Origin of the sequence: Streptomyces sp. NBC_01515 (genome assembly GCF_045040345.1) — a bacterium.
In the GTDB taxonomy this organism is placed as follows: Bacteria; Actinomycetota; Actinomycetes; order Streptomycetales; family Streptomycetaceae; genus Streptomyces.
In genome coordinates, this window is sequence record NZ_CP109416.1 from 11,236,930 (window position 1) to 11,257,069 (window position 20,140).

A 20,140-nucleotide genomic window follows, 5' to 3' on the forward strand; every position below is an offset into this window, starting at 1 on the left:
CCGTGACGGCGTGGTCACGGGGTGGCTGACACCTTCGGGGAACGAGCCGAGGGAGGGACCAGCGCGGTGGCGAACTACCAGTCGATCGGATCAGTGGCCGAGGCGGTCGCGCGGTTGTTGCAGCAGGCGTGGCAGCCGGCGCTGCTGGGCGGGATCGAGCCGCGGTTCGAGGTGTACCAGGGCAAGGACTTCTCCACGCCGATGGCGCAGGGCGTGTCGGTGTTCGTGTACCAGGTGAACGTCGATCAGGTGCAGCGCACGTTGCCGTCGGCAGAGCCGGACCACCGGCGGCCGCTGCCCGTGCGGGTGTCGTTCCTGCTGACCGCGTGGGGGCAGGACGCCTCCACCGAGCACGATCTGCTCGGCTGGGCGATGCGGGCGATCGCCGACAACCCCGTGCTGTCGTCGGGCTTCCTCAATGCCGCCGCGCCGGGCGTGTTCCGGGCCGCGGAGACCGTCGAGCTGGTGCCGATGGAGCTGAGCAACAACGACGTCTTCCTGCTCTGGCAGGTACTGCCAGGCAGCCTCCAGTTGTCCGTGCCGTACATCGCGCGGGTCGTCCGCGTCGAGTCCGACCTCGTGGATCCGCAGGGCGCGCCCGTCCAGGTCCGAGAGCTGTCCGTGGCGACGGCGGCCGGCTGATGGGCGTCCTCGGCGAACGCGAACGGATCGCGTACCGCGCCCCGCTGGCGCTGCGCTGCGCCGACGCGGTCAGCGGCGCCGCCGTCGGCGACGGCCTGAGCGCGGTCGCGTGGCGGGGGAGCGACCCGGCGACGACGTACCCCGCGGTCCCGTCGCCGGTGTCGAGCCTGCTGGGTTTCGGCGGACTGCCGGGGCAACGCCCGTACGAGCGGGCCTACTCGACCGGCGGCGACCCGCTGAACTGGCCGGACCCGGCCGCGCCCGAGCCGTTCACCGTCCGGGTGACCGACCACGCGCGCCGCTATCTGCCGGTCACCCTGCTGGCCCAGGTCCCGGTGAGCGCGCCCGTCGAGGTGCCGCTGTACTCGGCGCCGGGCCGCCCGGCGCCGTCCGGCTGGGCGGTGGTGCGGGGCGAACTGCGGGCCGCCGACCAGAGTGCGGTCGCCTGGGCCGTGGTCGAGGTGGCCGCCGACACCGTCCCGTACACCACCGTCAGCGACGCCGACGGCAGGTTCCTGCTCCACCTCCCCTACCCCGAGGCCCTGCCGGCCCTGCCCGGCGCATCTTCGGCCGGCGCGGGCCTCGGTGCGGTCACCTGGCCGCTCACCATCGGGGTCCGCAGCGAGCCGGCCACGCTGCGGACCCCGGCGGCCCCGGCGGCACCCGGGCCGCCCTACCTGGACTCAATCCTCGGCCAGGCGGCCGGGGGGATCGACCCCGGCGGCGGAGCGATACCGACCGTCACCGAGACGCTCGTCTTCGGCGCCCCCGTGACGCTGCTGCTCACGGTGGTGTCCGGATGACCTCTGGGCCCCCGATGCCCCGTGCCCCCGATGACCCCACGATCCCGATGACGCCCACGAACCGCAGGAATGCCACCCCAGTCGAACCAGCCGCGGAGGCGAGCCGAGCATGCCCCAGTACCTAGCACCCGGTGTGTACGTCGAAGAGATACCCGGCCCCCGGACGATCCAGGGAGTCAGCACCAGCACGGCGGCCTTCATAGGCCCCACCCGGTTCGGTCCGACCAGCGGACGGCCCGAACTGCTCACCTCGTACGCGGACTTCGCGCGCGTCTACGGTGACGCGGTCGATCTCGACTTCGGCAGCGGCCCGCTCCCCAACTACCTCGCGCTCGGCGTCAAGGGCTTCTTCGACGAGGGCGGCGGCAGCCTCTACGTCATGCGGACGTACAACTACACCGCGCCCGGCACCCCCGCGCAGGATCACGGCCTGGCCGTCGTGCCCCGGGACACCCCCGGACCGGCCCAGTTGTCGGTGCGGGCCCGCTTCCCCGGGCAGGCCGGGAACCTGCGGGTCGTCTTCACCCTCCGGGCCGGGAGCAGCGCCCTCACGACGACCGCGGACGGAACCAAGACCCTGACCCGGGTGCGGGAGTTCGACACTGTGTGGGGCGTGCGGCAGTCCCCCGACGAGAGCGGGGTGTTCGTCGTCCGCCGTGACACCACCACGGGCGACTGGACCCTCGTCGGCAGCTTCGACCTGCCGCTCGACGAGGCGACCGCGGTGTACCCGCTCACCGCCCTGGTCGAGGTCCAGCACCCGACCGTCGACCCGCAGGGGCTGCCTGCCTTCGGGGCGCCGCAGGCGATCGGCGAGTTCGGGTTCGACCCGCGGGCGGTCGGCACCGGCATCAGCACCGTCCTCACCGCGAACCCGCCCACCCGCCGCGCCGCCCTCACCGTGCCGATCGCCCTCGAAGGCGTGGACGGCCTGGTGGCCGCGGACGCCCCGGCCGACAGCCTGCCCACGGCCATCGCGCTGGCCCTGTTCGACAGCGACATCCTGCGGACCAGCGGCGCGGCGACCACCGCACTGGCCGCCCGGCAGCGTGTCGTCACCCTCGGCGGCGGCACCGACGGCAGGGTCCCCGGCGTCACCGTCTACCAGGGGGATCCGGTCGGCTTCGACGACTACCAGGCCGACCCCACCGCGCTGCCGTTCAACGGGCTGGTCGCCTTCGAGTCGGTGGACGACATCTCTATCGTCGCCGCGCCCGGCTCCTCCACCGGCTGGGTCACCGGGGCCGGGGACCTGGACGCGGCGCACGCCATCGGCGACTCGGTGATCGACCACTGCGAGCGGATGGTCTACCGGGTCGCCGCGCTCGACACCCCGCCGGGCCAACTGCCCGGCCAGGCACTGGACTTCCGCAACCAGCGGTCCTCGACGCACGCCGCCCTGTACTACCCCTGGATCACGGTGAGCAGCCCCACCGACGGCAGCCGCGTCCAGGCGCCGCCCGCCGCCTACCTGGCCGGGATCTGGGCGCGCAGCGACAACAACCGCGGCGTGATCAAGGCCCCGGCCAACGAAGTCGTCCGCTCCGCCCTGGACTTCGAGACGCGGCTGAACAAGGCGCAGCAGGAACTGCTCAACCCGCAGGGCGTGAACTGCCTGCGCTTCTTCCCCGGTTCCGGCTTCCTCGCCTGGGGCGCCCGCACGATCTCGGACGACCCGGAGTGGAAGTACCTCAGCGTCCGCAGGTACTTCAACTTCCTGGAGAAGTCGATCGACGAGGGCACCCGGTGGGTGGTCTTCGAGGTCAACGGCCCCGCGCTGTGGGACGCCGTCCGGCACACGGTCGAGGGGTTCCTTTTCAACCAGTGGAAGAGCGGGGCGCTGCTCGGCGCCAAGCCCGAGCAGGCGTATTTCGTCCGGTGCGACGCCTCGACGATGACCGCCGACGACCTGGACAACGGGCGGCTGATCTGCGTGATCGGCGTCGCGGCGGCCAAGCCCGCCGAGTTCGTCATCTTCCGGATCAGCCAGTGGACAGCGACGCAGACGGCCTGACGATTCCCTGAGGAGGGGCAATGGCAACCCAGCGCGACAACCCGTACGGCGGTTTCAACTTCCTCGTCGACTTCGCCACCGGCGACGCGAGCACCGTCCGCGGCGGCTTCCAGGAGGTCAGCGGCATGAACATCGAGCTGACCTCCGGCGAGTACCGGGCCGGCAACTCGCCGGTCAACCACCCGGTCAAGGTGAACGGCGTCTACAAGGTCGGCGACGTCACCTTCAAGCGCGGCCTGCTCGGCGCGCTCGACCTCTACCAGTGGATAGACGCGATCCGCACCGGGGACCACAGCCTGCTGCGCACCGTGCACGTGTCGTTGCAGGACGAGGCCCACAACGGCCCGGTGATGACCTGGACCCTGCTCAACGCGCGCCCCCTGCGCTACACCGTGCCGGCCCTGAACGCCAGGACCGGCTCCGAGGTCGCAGTCGAGGAACTCGTCCTGTCCGTCGAAGACCTGAGCATCGAGTAGGCCGCGACGTGACCGCCTCGATACTCACCTTCCAGGGGCGCCTGCCCGGCGTCGACAGCGCTCCCGGGCCGCCCGCCGCCGACCGCCCGCTGCGCCTCGACGTCACGGCGTTCGTCGGGTTCGCGCAGACCGGCCCCCTCGACCTGCCGGTCGCGGTGGAGGACGTGAACCAGTACGCGGCCGTGTTCGGCGGCGAGTCGGTGCTGGCCACCGACGCGGGCCTGCCGGTGCACGCCCGCCTCCCCGGGGCGGTCAGGGCGTTCTTCGACAACGGCGGACGGCGCTGCCACGTCGTCCGCGTCGCAGGCCCGAACGCCCGGCCCGCCCGTTGGACGGTGCCGGGACTGCGAATCTGGCAGCCCGACGGCACCGACTCCGGGGCCGCCGCCGAGGCCGCCTGGCCCGGCGCCTGGTCGGACGGCCTGGAACTGGGCACCCAACTCCTGCTCCGCCCCCTGGCGTTCGAGGCCCCGTACCGGCGGGCCACCGCCATCGACCCGGGACGGCTCGTGCTGGCGGCGGGCTCGGCCGTCCCGCTCCAGCCCGGCGACCTGATCCGGCTGGACCTCGGCCCGGACCGTCCGCTGCTCTACACGCGGGTACGGGCCCTGGCGCCCGGCACCTTGACGGTGACCATGGACGCCGAAGTGCCCTACCTCACCGGAGCGGATCCGGCCACCGCCGACCGGCCCGACCCGGGCGCGCTCGACGGCCTGCCCGCCGAACTCGCCCTCGCATCGGCCGCGTTGCTGCGGATGGACCTGATCACCCGGCAACGCCGCGCCGACGGCTCCCTGCTGCTGGACCGGCGGACGGACCTCGCCTTCAACGCCGCCGCGACCCCGCCCGCCGGGCCGGCCGCCGGGACGACGCGGCCGGTCTGGACGGACGTGATGCAGCCCGCCGGCGATCCCACGCCCGACACCAGCCGGTCCATGCTGCTGCGCGCGGACGCCGACGCCACGACGGCCGCCGCGACCGGGCTCGTCGTGCCCGTCGGGATGGACCCGCCCGGCGTCCTCACGGACACAGCCGACCCGGCCGCACCGGACGGCCCCGACCAGAGCGCCGGGTCCGACGACCTCGCCACCTTCCCCGTACGCTCCTTCACCGACCCCGACCTGGCGTCGGCGACCGTGTACGACCTGGTCGAGAACGCGGCGCAGCTCAGCGTCCTGTCGCCGACCCCCAGGCGGCTCACCGGCATCCACGCCCTGCTGGACGTCGAGGAGGTCGCGCTGGTCGCCGTGCCCGACGCGGCCCACCTCGGCTGGTCCCCGGCGGCGTCCGGCCCGCCAGTGCTGGACGATCCGGCCGGGTACGACGAGGCGGGGCTGCTCGACGTCCAGGCCGCGCTGGTGACGATGTGCGCGGCGCGCGGCGACCAGGTGGCGCTGCTCAGCGTCCCGGCGCACTTCGGCACCGACCAGGTGCTGAGCTGGCGTCAACAACTCGTCGCACGCCCGCAGTTGGCCGACGCCGGGACGTCCGGCACCTCGCCGCTGAGCTACGCGGGCTACTGGCACCCGTGGCTGCGCGTGCTGGAGACCGATCCCCTGTCCTCGGCGCCGCTGCGTTCGGTGCCGCCCGACGGCATGGTCGCCGGGACGATCGCGGCGCGCGAACTGGCCCGCGGCGCCTGGCTCGCTCCGGCGAACCTGCCGATGCGCGGCCCGGTCCAGCTCGCCCCCGTCCTCAACGGTGCCGAGTCCGCCCGGCTTTTCGACGCGCACGCCAACCTGCTGCGCCAACGGCCCGGGACCATCAGCGCGGTGAGCGCGCACACCCTGTCGGACGACCCGGCGCTGCTCCAGCTGTCGGTGCGCCGCCTGCTGATCCTGCTCCGCAAGACCGCGCTCGCGCAGGGCCGCCGCTACACCTTCCAGACCGACGACGACCGGTTCCGGCAGCTGGTCCGGATGAGGTTCGAGCAGATCCTGGCCGCGATGGCCGCCGCGGGCGCCTTCCGGGCGTACCAGGTGGCGACCGCCGACGGGGGCGAGGGCGCGGTGGTCGTCACCCTCCAGGTCGCGCCGAGCGATCCGGTCGAGTTCATCACCATCAGCCTGGTCCGCTCGGGCGAGGGCCTGCTCGACGTACGGGAGAACTGACGATGACAGCCATCGACCCGCCCTTCACCGCCTTCCGGTTCGACGTCGTCCTCGACCTCGACACCGAGACCGCCGACCTCGCCGGTCCGCTGTGCGACGCGGCCTTCGCCGAATGCGACGGGCTGGAGATGACGATGCAGCCCAGGACGCTCGCCGTCGGGGGGATGAACGACCGCCAGATCCACCTCATCGGCCCGGTCACCTATGGGCAGTTGACGCTCAAGCGCGGCATGACGGACAACCTCCAGCTCTGGCGGTGGTTCACACTCGGCACGCGGCCCGGTTCCGTGCTCACCGCGCACGGCCACGTCACCATGCGGGCGGCTGACGGGACTCCCGCGCTGCGGTTCACCCTGACCGGCTGCCTGCCGGTGCGGATGCGCGCCCCGGGGCTCAACGCCCGGGACGGCCTGGTCGCCGTCGAGGAGCTCGGGCTCGTCTACGAACGCCTCGACATCGGGCTGCCGGACGACCCCGGGCCCGGCACCGCGCCCGCCGGCCCGGCCACGGTCTCGGTCGGCGGAGGTGCGGGCTGATGGGCACGGCGAACATCACCGAATGGGACCCCGTCGCCTGGCAGGCCGTGGACAACAGTGGCGGCCTCACTGTCGACTTCGACCCGGCGAGCCTGCAGCTCACCTACACCCCGACGGGCGTCACCGGCGCCAACGCGGTCATCACGTCGGGCACGTGGAGCAAGTTCGCCGCCCAGCAGACCGGCCAGTCGACGACGCTCGGCGTCGACCTCACCTTCGACACCACGGCCACCGGGACGCCGGTCACCGACAGGACCCAGCCGATCGTGGCGCTCACCCTGCCGGACGTCTCGCGGGGGAGCGCCGCCCCGGCCCGCCGGGTGGCCCGGTTCAGCTGGGGCGGGTTCGTCTTCTTCGGCGCCGTGCAGACCCTGACCCAGACCATCGACTTCTTCTCCGCGACCGGGATCCCGCTGCGGGCGTCGGTGAAGATGACGCTCTCCGACGTCAAGCAGCCCGACCCGGCCGGCGCCCGGCCGGCGCAGGCCGCGCCGGTGCCCTTCGGCGCCGCCGCCGGGATCAGCGCGGCCCCGGCGACCGCCACCGCGCCCTCCGGCACCACCGCGGCCGCCACCGGCGCCCCGGTCGGCACCACACCGCTGACGCTGAGCCAGGCCGGGGACAGCGTCCAGGCGATCGCGGCCCGCTCCGGCGCCGGGGTCTCGTGGAAGACCATCGCCGCCGCCAACGGCATCGACAACCCGCGGCTGCTGCCGCCGGGGACCATCCTCGACCCGAGCGTCCGTACCCCGTGAGCAGGAAGGACTGACCACCCGTGCGCATCGACATCAACGAGCTGGAGATCCTGGAGCCGGCCGCCCCGGCGGGACCGGACCCGGACGCCGGCGCCGCCGCCGGGCAGCGGCCGGACCGTCCGGCCGCGGACCTCGGTGAGCGGCTGCGCCACTGGCACCGCGAGACCCTCGCGCGCGAGCACCGGCTGCTGGCGGACTGAGCCATGAGCCCACAATCCGCCGCGTACGTGTCCACCCCGGCCATCGCCCTGAACGGGACGGCCGACCCCGGCGCCATGAGCGATCTGATGGCGCTGACGGTCGAGGAGACAACCGCCGGCATGTCCTGGTGCGAGGCCGTGTTCAGCAACTGGGGCGCCCGCGGCTCCGCGCAGGACTACCTCTACCTGAGCGGCGACCCGATCGGCTTCGGCACCGCCCTGTCGGTGTCCTTCGCCGCGGACGGCACCGACCACGAGGTCTTCGCCGGCCGGGTCAGCGCCCTGCAGGCCGACTACCCCGCCGACGGCCCCGCCCGGGCGCTGGTCCTCGCCGAGGACCGCCTCCAGGACCTGCGCATGGCCCGGCGCACCCGGACCTTCGACGACTCCACCACCGCGGACGTCACCGACCGCCTCGCCCGCGACCACGGCCTCACCGCGGACGTGCAACTGGACGGCCCGGCCCGCAAGGTCACCGCCCAACTCAACCGCAGCGACCTGGCCCTGCTGCGCGAACTGGCCCGGTCCGACGACGGCGAGGTCTGGCTCGACGGAACCACGCTGCGGGTCCGCCGCCGCCCCGACCGGCAGGACACGACGGTCACCCTCGGCTACGGCGACGACCTGCTGTCCTTCTCCGCCCGCGCCGACCTGGCGGACCAGGTCACCCAGGTCGCGGTGACCGGCTGGTCGGTCACCGACAAGGCCGCCATCAACGAGACCGCCGACTCCGCGGACCTGGCGGCCGAACTGGGCACCGGCCAGCGTGCCGGGTCCGATCTGCTGGCCTCGGCGTTCGGCGACCGCGACGAACGGATCGTACGGTCGGCCCCACTGGCCGCCGACGACGCGCGGGCCCTGGCCCGGGCCGCCTACCTCGCACGGGCCAGGCGGTTCGTGTGCGGGACGGGCACCACGGCGGGCAACCCAGCCCTGCGGGTCGGCGTGCGGGTGACCCTCACCGGCCTCGGTGCCGCCTTCGACGGCGACTACGCGGTCTGCCGGGTCCGCCACAGCTACGACCTCGCGCTCGGCTACCGCACCGAGTTCGACGTCGAGCGGGCCGGACTGGGGGCCGCGCGATGAACCCGGACAACGCGGCCTACTTCGGTGTGTATCCCGCCGTGGTCAGCGACAACCAGGACCCCGACGGGCAGGGCCGGGTCAAGGTGCGGCTGCCCTGGTCGCCGGACGCCGGGAGCGAGGAGTATGCGGTGTGGGCCCGGGTCGCGACCACCATGGCGGGCGGCGGCCGGGGCACCTGGTTCGTCCCGGAGACCGGCGACGAGGTGCTGGTCGGCTTCGGCGGCGGCGACCCGGACTGGCCCTACGTGGTCGGTGCGCTGTGGAACGGCCAGGATGCCCCGCCCGAGTCGATGGACTCCGACAACAACGTCAAGTCGATCGTCTCCCGGACCGGCGTCCGGATCACCCTCGACGACACCGACGGCGCCGTGACGCTGTCGCTGCGGACCCCCGGCGGCCAGACGGTGAGCCTGGAGGACGGAGGCAGCACGATCCGGCTCGCCGACGCCAGCGGCAACACGCTGGAGATGGCACCGGCCGGCATCACCCTCACCGCCGCCGGCAAGCTCTCCATCAGCGCCGCCACGCTGGAGATCGACGCGGGCTCGGCGACGGTCAGTTCGGCGATGTGGGCCGACTCCGGGGCGATCCAGTGCGACACGATCATCGCCAACTCGGTGGTGGCCGCGATGTACACGTCCGGCGCCGGGAACGCCACATGAGCGCCGCCGGACGCGAGACACCGCGCTGGCTCGCCCCCGCTCCGCTGTGGACGGCCGGGACCGTCGGCACCGCGAGCGAGGAGTTCCTGCGCCCGTGGATCGCCGAGCTGCGGACCGACTCCTTCCTCGCCGACTTCCTGTCCGTCCTGGGCGGCGCTGACGGACGGTCCCCGGCCGACCTGCCCGGCACGCTGCCGGAGCGGTCCGCCGAGGACGGCTCGTACCGGCTGTTCACGTCGCGGAGCCGGAGGTACTACCTCGTGGTGGCGACGCTCGCCTGCCGCCGCCCGGGAATCCCCGACCACGCCGTACAACCCGCCCTGGGCGAACGGGTGTTGTTCGTCCTGCGCCGGATCGGGCAGGGCGCCGAGAAGGGCTTCGTGCCCAGCGCCACCGACCCCGGGACCTGGCAGGCCGCCACGGCCGACGCGCTGGTGCCCGGCGAGCGGGAACTGCCCCTGCACCGCGCGCCGGTGGCCGCGTTCGCCGCGCCGGGCACCGCGGCGGCCACCCTCGGCATGGCCGCGGGACAGCCATCCGCCCGCACGGTCTTCTACGGCTACATCCCGGTGTCGGGCGGCGACACCGTCGCCGACGACGTCACCACGACCTACGTCATCCGCGCCGTCCTGGTCCGCGACCCCTGCGGGCCGGTGATCAGTGCGCCGACGCACCCGTTCGAGCTGGCCGGCCCGCGCGACCGGGACGCCCCGGTGCGGCCGTCGGCGGCCCTCACGAAAGGACCGGCCTCATGACCACACCGGCGGCGCTCTACGGACAGGGCGTCTCGTTCCCGCCCCGGGTCGGCCCGGACGGCGGCATGGTCTGGTCCGCGGGCGAGGCCAACGTACGGGAGTGCATCGTCACGATCCTGCGCACGCGTCCCGGGGAACGGGTCGAGCGGCCCGGCTTCGGGTGCGGGCTCGACCGGTACCTGTTCGAGCCGAACACGGTCGCGACGCTCCGGCTGATCGTCGAGGACGTACGGCGCTCCCTGACCCGGTGGGAGCCGCGCGTCCGGCTGGACGACGTGGACGCCCAGGTCAACGCCGCCGACCCGCGCGACGTCGACCTCACCATCACCTACACCCTGATCGCTACCAGCGCCCGCGAGCGGCTGCAGATGACCCTCAGCGCGGAAGGCCAGGACCAGCCGTGACGATTCAGATCCCGGTGCTCGACGACCGTTCCTTCGACCAGCTCGTCCGGGAGGCACTGGCCCGGGTCCCGGTGCACACCCCGGAGTGGACCAACCTCAACGAGAGCGACCCCGGCGTCACCATCCTCGAACTGTTCGCCTTCCTCACCGAGAACCTGCTCTACCGCGGCAACCGGATCCCCGAGGCGAACCGGCTCAAGTTCCTCAGCATGCTGGGCATCGCCCTCCAGCCGCCGAGCCCCGGGGTCGGCCTCGTCACCCTCGGCAACGACAAGGGACCGCTCACCCCGCCGCTGGCCGTGTCCGTCGGCACCGAACTCAAGGCCGGGCAGGTGCCGTTCAGCACCGCCGTCCCCATGGCCGTACTCCCCGTCACGGCGGCGGTGTACTACAAGCAGCCGCAGAGTGCCCTCGACCAGGCCACCCGGGACCGCTACAAGCTCATCTACCAGACCTTCCTGGAAGCCGACACCGACGTCCTCACCTTCTACAAGCCGGTGTCGCTCGACCCGCCCGCCACCGGCAAGCCGGACCCGGTCGTCGATCTGGCCGACCAGACGGGCGGCACCATCGACCGCTCCCTGTGGGTCGCGCTGCTGGGCCCCAAGAACGCCGACCCGGACGCGGTGCGGCGGGCGATCGCCGGCCAGAGCCTGTCCATCGGCGTCTACCCGGCGACGCAGACCCCCGGCCAGGTCCTGCTTCCCCAGCAGACCGGCACCCCGTCCGCCGACCCCGGGCTGGTCTTCGAGATCGCGGCGCCAGAACCCGACCCGTCCGGTCTGTCCGGCCCCGGCTTCGGCGTCGGCCCCGCCCGCTACACCCGGCTGCCCGTCACCTACGCCGAGGCGGTCCTCGACCGGCCCGGCCTCGTCCAGGTCACGCTGCCGCCGTACGAGCAGCTGCTGCTCTGGGCGTTCGACCCCGAGGTGGAGGGCACCGGCGACTTCCCGCCCCGCGTGGACGACGCCGCCGTGACGGCCCGCCTGGTCAGCTGGATCCGGGTGCGCCTGCAATCCTCCGCGTCCGGCACCGGCACGGGAAGCGGAACCGCCGGCTGCGGATGCGGATGCGGTTGCCAGGACGGATCCCGGGACGGCATCGGCGACCCCACGACCCTGGCGGCGCTGTCGGCCGCGGACCACGGGCCCACCAGCCGGATCACCTGGCTGGGCGTCAACGCGACCCGGGCGGTGCAGTCCGTGCGGATCCAGGCCGAAAGCGTCGGCATCGGCACCGGCACGCCGTTCCAGACCTTCACACTGGCCAGGACCCCCGTCCTCGGCGACACCGCGCCCGGCGGCCTCACCGTCGAGGTGCAGGACGCCGACGGCACCTGGCACGCCTGGTCCGAGCTCGACGACATCTACGCCGCGGCCCCCGACGACACCGTCTTCACCCTGGACCGCGCCCCCGGACTGCTCACCTTCGGCAACGGCCTGTCCGGGCTGCGCCCGCCGCGCGGAGCCGCGATCCGCGCCTCGTACTCCTCCGGCGGCGGACTCCAGGGGCGGGTGGCGATCGGCGGAATCAGCAAGAGCGCCGTGCTGCCCGGCGGTTTCAGCGTCACCAACCCCGTGCCGACCTGGGGCGCGGGCGACGGGGAGTCGGCCGCCGACGGCGAGAGCGCCGTCACCCGCTGGCTGCGCCACCGCGACCGGCTCGTCACCGCCGACGACTTCCGGGACCTCACCCGGCGGACCCCCGGGGTGGACCTCGGCAGGGTCGAGGTGCTGCCGCTGTTCAACCCCGACCGCGCCGACCTGCCGCAGAACTGGCCGGGCATGGTGACCGTACTCGTCGTACCCCGCTCGGACCCGCTGCGACCGCAGAACCCCTCGCCCGACCGGCAGTTCCTCGACACGGTGTGCGGCTGGCTCGACCCCCGGCGGCTCGTCACCACCGAACTGCACGTCCGCGGACCGGAGTACCAGCCGATCTGGGTCTCCGTCGGCATCGCCACCCTCCCCGGCCAGGTGCCCTCGGCCGTCGAACAGGCCGTCACCCAGGCCGTGTCGGCGTTCCTGTCCCCGCTGACCGGTGGGCTGCCCACGACCGCCGCCGACGACGGGCTCGTCACACCGGACGCCGCCGGCACCGGCTGGCCGCTGGGCGTGGACGTACGGCCGCAGGACATCGAGGCGATCGCCACCCGCGTCGCGGGGGTGCGGTACGTCGACTCCGTCCTGATCGCCATGACCGACGCCGACGGATCCGTGGTCTCGCCGGTCGACTCCGTGCCGATCAGCGGACTGCGGCTGCCCGCCGCGACCGTCACCGTGACCTCCGGGACCGCGCCGGACCCGGCCGGACTGACCGGGGGCAGCCAGCCCGCGCCGCCGACCCAGGTGCCCGTCCCGGTCGTCCCCGACACCTGCTGACCGGCCGTCAGCACCGCCCCTACGCCCCGAACACCGTGAAAGGACAGGAGTGCCATGGACGTCCAGGGTTCCCAGTACCACGTCGTCAACGGGATCGACGACTGGGGCCGCTGCGTCGACACGGCCTCGGGACGCACCCTGGCCGAGGCGTGGGCGGACCCCGCGCCGACGACGGCGAGCACCGACTGGGAGTACGACCCCGACCTCGGGGTGCTGCGGCTGCGCCGGGACACCCCGCTGTTCCGGCGCGCGGGCCGCACCCCGCCGATCGACCCCGGTGCCCGGCGCGGCGCGGGCCGCGACGGCTACGGCAACTGGTACTGGATCGACGCCGACCGGCGCACCATCCGCGGGCGGGCCGCATCCGCGCACGCCGCCTCCACCTGGTGGTCCGTCGACGACCTGGCGGCGAACTGCGCCTGCCGGACCGCCGACCCCGCCACATTCGGCCACGTCGGCCCCTGCCCGCCGGTGGACCTCCTGCTGCAAGGGCTGGCGGTCACCACCCGCCACTACCTGCTCGTCGGCTACCGCAGCCAGGGGACGCCCGCCGAGGCCGGACTGCTCGCCTTCGACCTGCGCGCCGGCGGGGCGCCCATGCGGCTACTGTGGCCCGACCCCGCCGCGTTCACCCCGTGGGACCTCGCCGACACCGCCGACGGCGGCGCACTCGTACTCGACGCCGAGCACGCCTGCTACTGGCGGCTCGACGAGCACCTGCGGCTGTGCGGCCCCCGGCCCGCCGCACTGCTCGACGCCGACTCGGCCCCCCTGCACGCCGTCGCCATCGAACCCGGCCCCGACGACAGCGCGCTGATCCTGGACGCCGACGCCGACCGCGGCTACTCCACGCTGTACCGCTACGACGGCGATCAACTGCGCTGGACGACCCCGATGGACGACGTCGTCCAGGTCATCGACCCGCGGGACCCCACGGACACACCGACGCTGTACTCGCTGCTCGGCCACGACTTCTGCTACCTGGCGGGCCCGCCCGCGACCGGCCCGCTGCCGCCGCCCGTCCTGTACGTGGGCGACGCCGAGGGTGAGCAGGTGATCGCGTTCACCCTCGACCCCGACACCGGCCAGGTCCGGGCACGCGACGACTTCCTGCCGATGCGCCGCTGGGCCGGACGGGCCCTGGTCCGCTCGGGTCCCGGCGCCTGGTACGACTTCGGGGAACGCTGGATCTCCCTGGAGGTCTTCACCGAGTGCCGGTTCGCCCCCAGCGCGACGCTGGTGACCCCGGCCGGGACCGCCGGGGCGATCCCGGGCGAGACCTTCGACAGCCGCCTCCCCGGATGCGTATGGCACCGGCTCCTCCTCGACGCCCAGATCCCGACCGGCACCGGCGTCAGTATCCGGGCCCGCGCCGGCGACGACCCGGCGCTGCTGACCCAGCAGCCATGGCTCGCCCAACCGGTCCCGTACCAGCGCTCCGACGGCCCCGAACTGCCCTGGCTCGACGTCTGGGCCGACCGGCGGCAGGCCGACGGCACGCTGCCCGACGGCACCGGCACCTGGGAGCTGCTGTTCCAGGGGGTGACCGGCCGCTACCTCCAGCTGGAGGTCGTCCTCACCGGCACCGGCCGCTCCTCGCCGCTGATCCGCTCGCTGCGCGCCTGGTACCCCCGGTTCTCCTACCCCGAGCACTACCTGCCCGCGGTCTACACGGAGAGCCAGGACCCGGACCGGTTCCTGGAACGCTTCCTCGCCAACCCCGAGGGCCTCTACACCGCCCTTGAGGAACGCATCGAGCACTCCCACCTGCTGCTCGACGCCCGCACCGCGCCCACCGCCGACCTGCCGTGGCTCGCCGCGTGGTTCGGGCTCGCCCTCGACCCGCTGTGGGACACCGCACGGCGCCGCTTCCTGATCCGGCACGTCGACGCCTTCTACCGCCGCCGCGGCACCGTCCCCGGTCTGCTGGCGACCCTGCGGGTGTACCTCGACCCGGTCGTGGACGAGCGCGTCTTCGACCCGGTCGGCGCGGCGTCCGGGTCCGGCGTCCGGGTGGTCGAGCGGTTCCTGACCCGCGACACCGGCTCGCCGCCGGGCCAGGCCGCCCCCGATCCGCTGGCCCGGGTCCGCGGATCGGCCCACCGGTTCGACGTGCTCGTCCCCGCGGGGCTCACGGCCGACGCCGAGGCCATGGTGAACCGCATCGTGGCGGCCGCCAAGCCCGCCCACACCGGATTCGGACTGCGCCGCCAGGACGAGCAGTTCGCGATCGGCCGGACCCTGCTCGGCCTCGACACCGTGCTCCGCCGCGGACCGTCGTTCACGCCGATGGTCACCGGCGGCAGCCTGCTCGCCGGGGGTTACCTCGGCTACGCCTATCCCTTCGACATCACCGACCGGCTCGTGAGCGATCGCGACCGGATCGGCGCCCTGCCCGCCCTGTAGCCCAGGAGAACCCTGCGATGACCGCCACCGAACCCTGCGTCTCCCTGTCCACCGGAACGCTGAGCCCCGACCAGCGGGTCAACTACTCCTACGGGATGGTGCTCGGCCTCGACGAGTTCCTCCAGGAACAGCTGTATCTGCAGGAGAAGGACTACCGGCTCCGCCGTACGCTGCACGGCTTCGGCACGAGCTACGGGCTGAACGTGACCGTCGCCCGGCCCGCCGACAGCACCATCGACTTCACCGTCGCCGTCAGCCCCGGAGCCGGGATCGACCAGTGGGGACGGGAGTTCGTCCTCCGCGAGGCCCAGTGCATCCGGCTGCTGCCCTGGGTGCTGGCCCAGGAACAAGCCCAGCCCGGCATCGTCACCGCGCACGGCGACGGCTGCGGGGATGTGCCCGTCTACGTCGTCGCGAGCTACGCCACCTGCCTGGACGCCCTCGTGCCGCTGCCGGGCCAGACCTGCGGCGGCGATCAGAGCCAGGTGCCGTCCAGGATCCGCGACTCCTGGAACATCGAACTGCGCTGGGACCCCCCGGCGATGCCCCGCTGGGACAGCGACCGCAGGCTCGGCCGGCTCCTGGCCTCCACCGTCCTGGTCGACGAGTACGATCCCGCCCTGCCGGACGAGAACGCGCTGATCGACGCGGTACGCGCCCTGCCCGCCCAGGCGCCGAACGGGCCGGGCGACATCGATCAGTCGCAGCCGTCGGAGATCCCCGTGGTCTACCAGGTCAGCAGGGAGCGGGCGCTGGCCACTTGGGACCAGATCTTCGCCATCTGGGTCAGCGAGATCAGGCCGCAGCTCGAACCGGATCTCCTCGCCCCGCCGGAGTCGTCGGACCCCGCGATCCTGCTCGGGGCCGTCCGCTTCAGCACCGGCGTCTGGCCCCCGTTCAACCCCGCCGACCCCGACCTCTTCTCGGCCAACACCTTCGACCCGGGCCGGCCGACCGTACTGAACACCCAGCTGATCCAGGAACTGCCCTCGCCCTATGCGACGCCCAGCGAGCCGATCGAACTGGTCACGCTCGTGCCCTCCGCGCCCACGGCGAGCGCCTTCACCATCGACGCCTGGTTCCACCTGGACCGCCCGGTCACCCTGGTCGGGCCGGTCCAGGTCGTCACGGAGTCCGGCGCCTCCGCGGCGTTCACGGTGACCGCCAAGAACCTCCCCTCGGACCCCCCGAACTTCGCCAACGTCTGGACGCTGACCCCTCCGGCCGGCGTCAAGTTCACCACCGGCCAGCAACTGCGGGTGCTCTTCGGCTCCGACTCCGTTCTCATCGGCGGCAACTCGACCCTCAACCGGTGGCGCGAGGAAAACGGGAGCCGCTTCCTCAACACGACCCCGACCGGCGGAGACGTCCTCGCCTACACCACGGTCACCGGGCCGACCGTCGTCTCGACGCTGGCCGGAGACGCGCAGCCCAGCCTGTCGTCGGCCGTCACACCGGCGCCCGTGGCAGCGGTCACCGGCGCCGAGTTCGTCACGATCACCGACACCGGCGCGACGGACCAGCAGCTGAGCTTCGAGCTGTGGTTCCACCCCGAACCCCGGGGCGCCCGGGACGACATGATCGCGGAGACGCCGCAAGTGCGGGCGTTCGACGAGCTCACCGGCAACCCGCTGACGGTCAGCGGCCTCACCCAGGACCCGCTGTACGGCAACGTCTGGACCGTCACGACGGAGGTGCCGCCCAACAACCGCCCGTTCCCGGCGTACGTCCGGTTCGTCTTCCCGGCGGAGGGCTTCGGCGTCGCGAGCCCGACCTCGGGGAGTACCGGGCTGGCCGACTGGATCGGCAGCGGCGGCATCGAGTTCACCGGCTGGGACCCGGGTGATTCCAGCATCGTCGCGTTCCACCGGGTCGCGGCTCCGGACGACGCGGGTCCGGAGCCCGAGCCCGCCGCCGAGCCCGCCGCCAAGAGGGTCACCCGCACCAGGACCGCCGCCGCGAAGGCAGCCAGTGGGCGGAGCCAGAAGCGATGACCAGCCAGACGATCGGATCGGACTTCACCGGCGGCGCGCTGCTGCCGAACTACGTCAACGGCCGCCTGCTGACCGCCGAGGACCTGGCCACCGGCCAGGCCAGCCTGCTCGCCCGGGACACCCGCATCGGGCAGGCCGTCGGCAGCGGCATCGTCAACGGACTCTGGGTGACGGCGGCGGCCACCACCCTCACCATCGCGGCGGGAGTGGGCATCAGCCCCTCCGGGCAGGCGGTCGTCGCACCGAGGACGCTCACGCTGCCGCTGAACCTCACCGCTGCCAACGGCACCGTCAACTCCGCGACGTTCAGCCGCTGTTCGGGATCGACGAGCGGCGGCACCACCACCGTCGCCGCCGGGGTCTACCTGCTGACGGCCCGTCCGGTCCAGCAGGCGCAGGGGCAGTCGCCGCTGGCCGCGCCGCCGGACAGCGCCATGTCGCCCGGCTGCGCGGCCCGTTGGACCGCGGAAGGGGTGGAGATCCGGGCGATCACGCTGCCCGCGCTGACCACGGTCGGGGGCATCGCCGCCACCGACCAGAACCTCAGGAACCTGACGGCCCATTGGTGCTACGGCACCGACCAGTTGGCGGACCTGGCGATCCACCCGTTCGACTTCGACCCCGCGTACTCCGGGTTCGACCGGCTCTCCCCGGCGGACCTCACCGACCTGGACGTGCCGCTGGCGGTCTTCCGGTGGACCGGCCAGGGCGTCGTCGACCTCGACAACTGGTCGGCCCGGCGCAGGATCACCACGCCCGATCCGGTGCCCTCGCCGTGGTCGGCGGCGGTGGCGGACCGGCGCGACGCCGACGGGCAGGCCCGGTTCCTGCAGTTCCAGGACCAGATCGCCCAGATCGCCGCCAGCGGTCTGGCGGGCTTCACCCAGGCCCCGCCCATCTTCGGGCTGCTGCCCCCGGTGGGCTTCCTGCCCGCCGAATTCATCGACAGCACCATCGTCTCGACCGCCGCCCCAGCAGCAGGAACCCCCGGAGTCGCCACCCCGGCCTCCGCCGCCACGGACTCCGTGTTCAACCCCTGGGAATTCTTCGACGGGCTGGCCTGGGAGGGCGGCACCATCTCCTGGGCGGACGCCGACTACGCCCTGCGTCAGTCCTGGCAGCTCCCGCCGGTGCCGACCGTCTTCGAGAGCGAGGGCCCGCGGCCGCTGACGTTCTACTGGATCCGCGAGAACCGCGACGCCTCCGCGAGGCCCGTCACCGTGGTGTTCATGACGGACATTCCCTGGGCGGGGGGCAGCCGCTCCACGAGCGCGTCGGCGGGGACAGGGAAGGCTGACGCGCCGACCGCTGACGCGCCAGCGGGCGGCGCCACATGAGCGACACCGTGCGCGTCGCCCGGATGCGGCTGCGTCGCGCCCGCGACGGATCGTCCGACGGGTACGCCGCCGTCCGCGCGCTCGACCTCGCGCCCCCGGCGCCGGACCGGTCCGTGCTGGTGATCCGGCGGCTGACCGTGCCCGCCGCGGACCCCCGCACGGCAGGGGAGCGCGTCGCCGCCCTGCGCAGGGGCGCGGCCCGGCCCGCGCTCGGCCCGGTGCCGTCGGATTGCCCGGCGGTCGTGTTCAGCGACGAGGTCGAGGCGATGTCCTGCCTGACGGCCGACCTGGTCAACGGCCGTGCGGCCGACCGCTGGTACTGGCCCGCGTCGGCCCGGACGGGCCCGGCCGACGCGGGGGTCGGCGCCGGGGCGGGAGCCGGGGCCGCGCTGGCCCGGCTCTGGCTCGACCGGCCGACCTGGGTCCCCGCGACGCTGGCCCACTTCGCCCGGCGGTCACCGGCGCTCGCCGAGGCGGCGGTCGGGCTGCTGTCCGACGGGCAGGCGCTGGCGGTACTCGACGCGGTACGGGCGGTTTTTCGCGCCCCGGCCGCGGCGTTCGGGCCCGCGACCGGGCCCGCTTCCGCTGGCGCTGGCCTGGAGGGCTTGGACGACCCGGACGTCCCGGCGTCGGCGGACCGGCGGCGAGCCCTCCCGCCGGATCGGGCGGAGGCCACCACGGCTCTGCGGCCTGCGGGCCAGGCGCTCCTGAGGCTCGGGCTGACCTTGGCGGTTACGCCGTGGGCGGCGGGCGGGAGCCAGGGCGGGCGTGAGGCGGGCGCCGCGTGGCGGACGGCGGGGGACAGGGCCGATGCGAGGTCTACGGCACAGCGGATGACCGGCGGAGGGCCCGCGGTGCGGGGCCGGGCGGCCGAGGCGTGGCCCGTGGCGCTCAGCCGGACCGGTACGACCTCGGTGAGCGATGCCGTCCAGCACCCGGCCGACGTGCCCGCCGGCGCCCTGCCAGTGGGCGAGGCCGTCCCGGGGCCAGCCGACGCACCGTCCCGCCTCCGATCGGTCCGCGGCGCCGCCCATCGCCCAGCCGGCGCGGTCCCGGACGTACGCCCGCCCGCCGCGCCCGCGCGGCCGCGCTGGAGCGGCTGGGGCATGCCCGTCGAGAGCCGGTTCGCCACGCTGTTCTACGCGGTCAACCTGATGACCTGGCTGGGCCTGCCGCGCCTCGACGCCCCGGAGCCCGGGTCCGGGTGGGGGACCCTCGAAGCGCTCGGCAGGGCACTGCTCGGCGCGCCGCCGGCCGGGCCCGGGCACGGCACCGGACCGGAGGACCCGGTCTGGGGGATCCTGGCCGAACTCGACGGCCGCGAACCGTCGTTGCCGTCGCCTGTCGGGCCTGAGGGGTTCGCCGATCGGCTGCACGAACTGCTCGCCCGCCACGGCCTCCTACCACAGGTGTTCGCCCAGCCCGGGACGCTGGTCGTCGGCCGGACCCACGTGGACGTCGTCCTGGGGCTGGAGCAGATCGACCTCACCGCCCGGTCGTGCGGGCTGGACCAGGACCCGGGCTGGGTTCCCGCGCTGGGCCGGATCATCGCCTTCCACTTCGACGGAGGCAGTTGAG

17 protein-coding genes are annotated in these 20,140 nt (G+C 73.8%); all 17 read left to right on the top strand.

Translation table 11 applies throughout. The features are described from left to right. The first annotated feature begins 66 nt into the window (after positions 1-66). The 17 genes from OG407_RS49720 (at position 67) to OG407_RS49800 (ending at position 20,139) form a co-directional block, all read left to right on the top strand. The gene (locus tag OG407_RS49720; RefSeq protein WP_405868107.1) at positions 67-642 is read left to right on the top strand and encodes a DUF4255 domain-containing protein; all 576 of its coding nucleotides are present in this window, start codon (positions 67-69) and stop codon (positions 640-642) included. Beyond that, a complete protein-coding gene (locus tag OG407_RS49725) occupies positions 642-1,445 on the top strand; it encodes a hypothetical protein (protein ID WP_405868109.1) in 804 nt (267 codons plus the stop codon). Before OG407_RS49720 ends, OG407_RS49725 begins: the two co-directional genes overlap by 1 nt. Positions 1,446-1,554: 109 nt before the next feature. Beyond that, positions 1,555-3,459, top strand: coding sequence for a phage tail sheath family protein (locus OG407_RS49730; RefSeq protein WP_405868111.1), 1,905 nt, complete (start codon positions 1,555-1,557; stop codon positions 3,457-3,459). A gap of 20 nt (positions 3,460-3,479) precedes the next feature. After that, on the top strand, positions 3,480-3,935 hold the full coding sequence (locus tag OG407_RS49735) for a phage tail protein (protein WP_405868113.1): 456 nt from the start codon (positions 3,480-3,482) through the stop codon (positions 3,933-3,935). Positions 3,936-3,943: 8 nt separating this feature from the next. Beyond that, positions 3,944-6,046, top strand: a complete 2,103-nt coding sequence (locus OG407_RS49740) for a hypothetical protein (protein WP_405868115.1) — start codon at positions 3,944-3,946, stop codon at positions 6,044-6,046. 2 nt (positions 6,047-6,048) lie between these two features. Beyond that, positions 6,049-6,582 carry a phage tail protein gene (locus OG407_RS49745; RefSeq protein ID WP_405868117.1) on the top strand — a complete coding sequence of 178 codons (534 nt, stop codon included), beginning with the start codon at positions 6,049-6,051 and terminating at the stop codon, positions 6,580-6,582. Then, a complete protein-coding gene (locus OG407_RS49750; RefSeq protein WP_405868119.1) occupies positions 6,582-7,337 on the top strand; it encodes a LysM peptidoglycan-binding domain-containing protein in 756 nt (251 codons plus the stop codon). Before OG407_RS49745 ends, OG407_RS49750 begins: the two co-directional genes overlap by 1 nt. A 20-nt stretch (positions 7,338-7,357) precedes the next feature. Next, a complete protein-coding gene (locus tag OG407_RS49755; RefSeq protein ID WP_405868121.1) occupies positions 7,358-7,537 on the top strand; it encodes a hypothetical protein in 180 nt (59 codons plus the stop codon). A 3-nt stretch (positions 7,538-7,540) separates the two neighbouring features. Then, a complete protein-coding gene (locus OG407_RS49760) occupies positions 7,541-8,623 on the top strand; it encodes a phage late control D family protein (RefSeq protein ID WP_405868123.1) in 1,083 nt (360 codons plus the stop codon). Then, positions 8,620-9,285 carry a phage baseplate assembly protein V gene (locus OG407_RS49765; RefSeq protein ID WP_405868125.1) on the top strand — a complete coding sequence of 222 codons (666 nt, stop codon included), beginning with the start codon at positions 8,620-8,622 and terminating at the stop codon, positions 9,283-9,285. Before OG407_RS49760 ends, OG407_RS49765 begins: the two co-directional genes overlap by 4 nt. Further along, entirely contained in the window at positions 9,282-10,040 is a 759-nt protein-coding gene (locus OG407_RS49770) for a hypothetical protein (RefSeq protein ID WP_405868127.1), read from the top strand. The genes OG407_RS49765 and OG407_RS49770 overlap by 4 nt, the downstream gene beginning before the upstream one ends. Further along, positions 10,037-10,444 carry a GPW/gp25 family protein gene (locus OG407_RS49775; RefSeq protein ID WP_405868129.1) on the top strand — a complete coding sequence of 136 codons (408 nt, stop codon included), beginning with the start codon at positions 10,037-10,039 and terminating at the stop codon, positions 10,442-10,444. The genes OG407_RS49770 and OG407_RS49775 overlap by 4 nt, the downstream gene beginning before the upstream one ends. Continuing rightward, positions 10,441-12,825 (top strand): putative baseplate assembly protein, encoded by a 2,385-nt coding sequence (locus OG407_RS49780; RefSeq protein ID WP_405868131.1) that lies wholly within the window; start codon positions 10,441-10,443, stop codon positions 12,823-12,825. Before OG407_RS49775 ends, OG407_RS49780 begins: the two co-directional genes overlap by 4 nt. Before the next feature lie 54 nt (positions 12,826-12,879). Continuing rightward, positions 12,880-15,231: a phage tail protein gene (locus OG407_RS49785; protein WP_405868133.1), complete on the top strand. Its 2,352-nt coding sequence runs from the start codon at positions 12,880-12,882 to the stop codon at positions 15,229-15,231. A gap of 17 nt (positions 15,232-15,248) precedes the next feature. Beyond that, the gene (locus tag OG407_RS49790; protein WP_405868135.1) at positions 15,249-17,225 is read left to right on the top strand and encodes a hypothetical protein; all 1,977 of its coding nucleotides are present in this window, start codon (positions 15,249-15,251) and stop codon (positions 17,223-17,225) included. Next, positions 17,222-18,562: a hypothetical protein gene (locus OG407_RS49795; protein ID WP_405868137.1), complete on the top strand. Its 1,341-nt coding sequence runs from the start codon at positions 17,222-17,224 to the stop codon at positions 18,560-18,562. Before OG407_RS49790 ends, OG407_RS49795 begins: the two co-directional genes overlap by 4 nt. After that, complete coding sequence (locus tag OG407_RS49800) at positions 18,559-20,139, top strand: hypothetical protein (protein ID WP_405868139.1); 1,581 nt, start codon at positions 18,559-18,561, stop codon at positions 20,137-20,139. Before OG407_RS49795 ends, OG407_RS49800 begins: the two co-directional genes overlap by 4 nt. Position 20,140 lies beyond the last annotated feature (1 nt).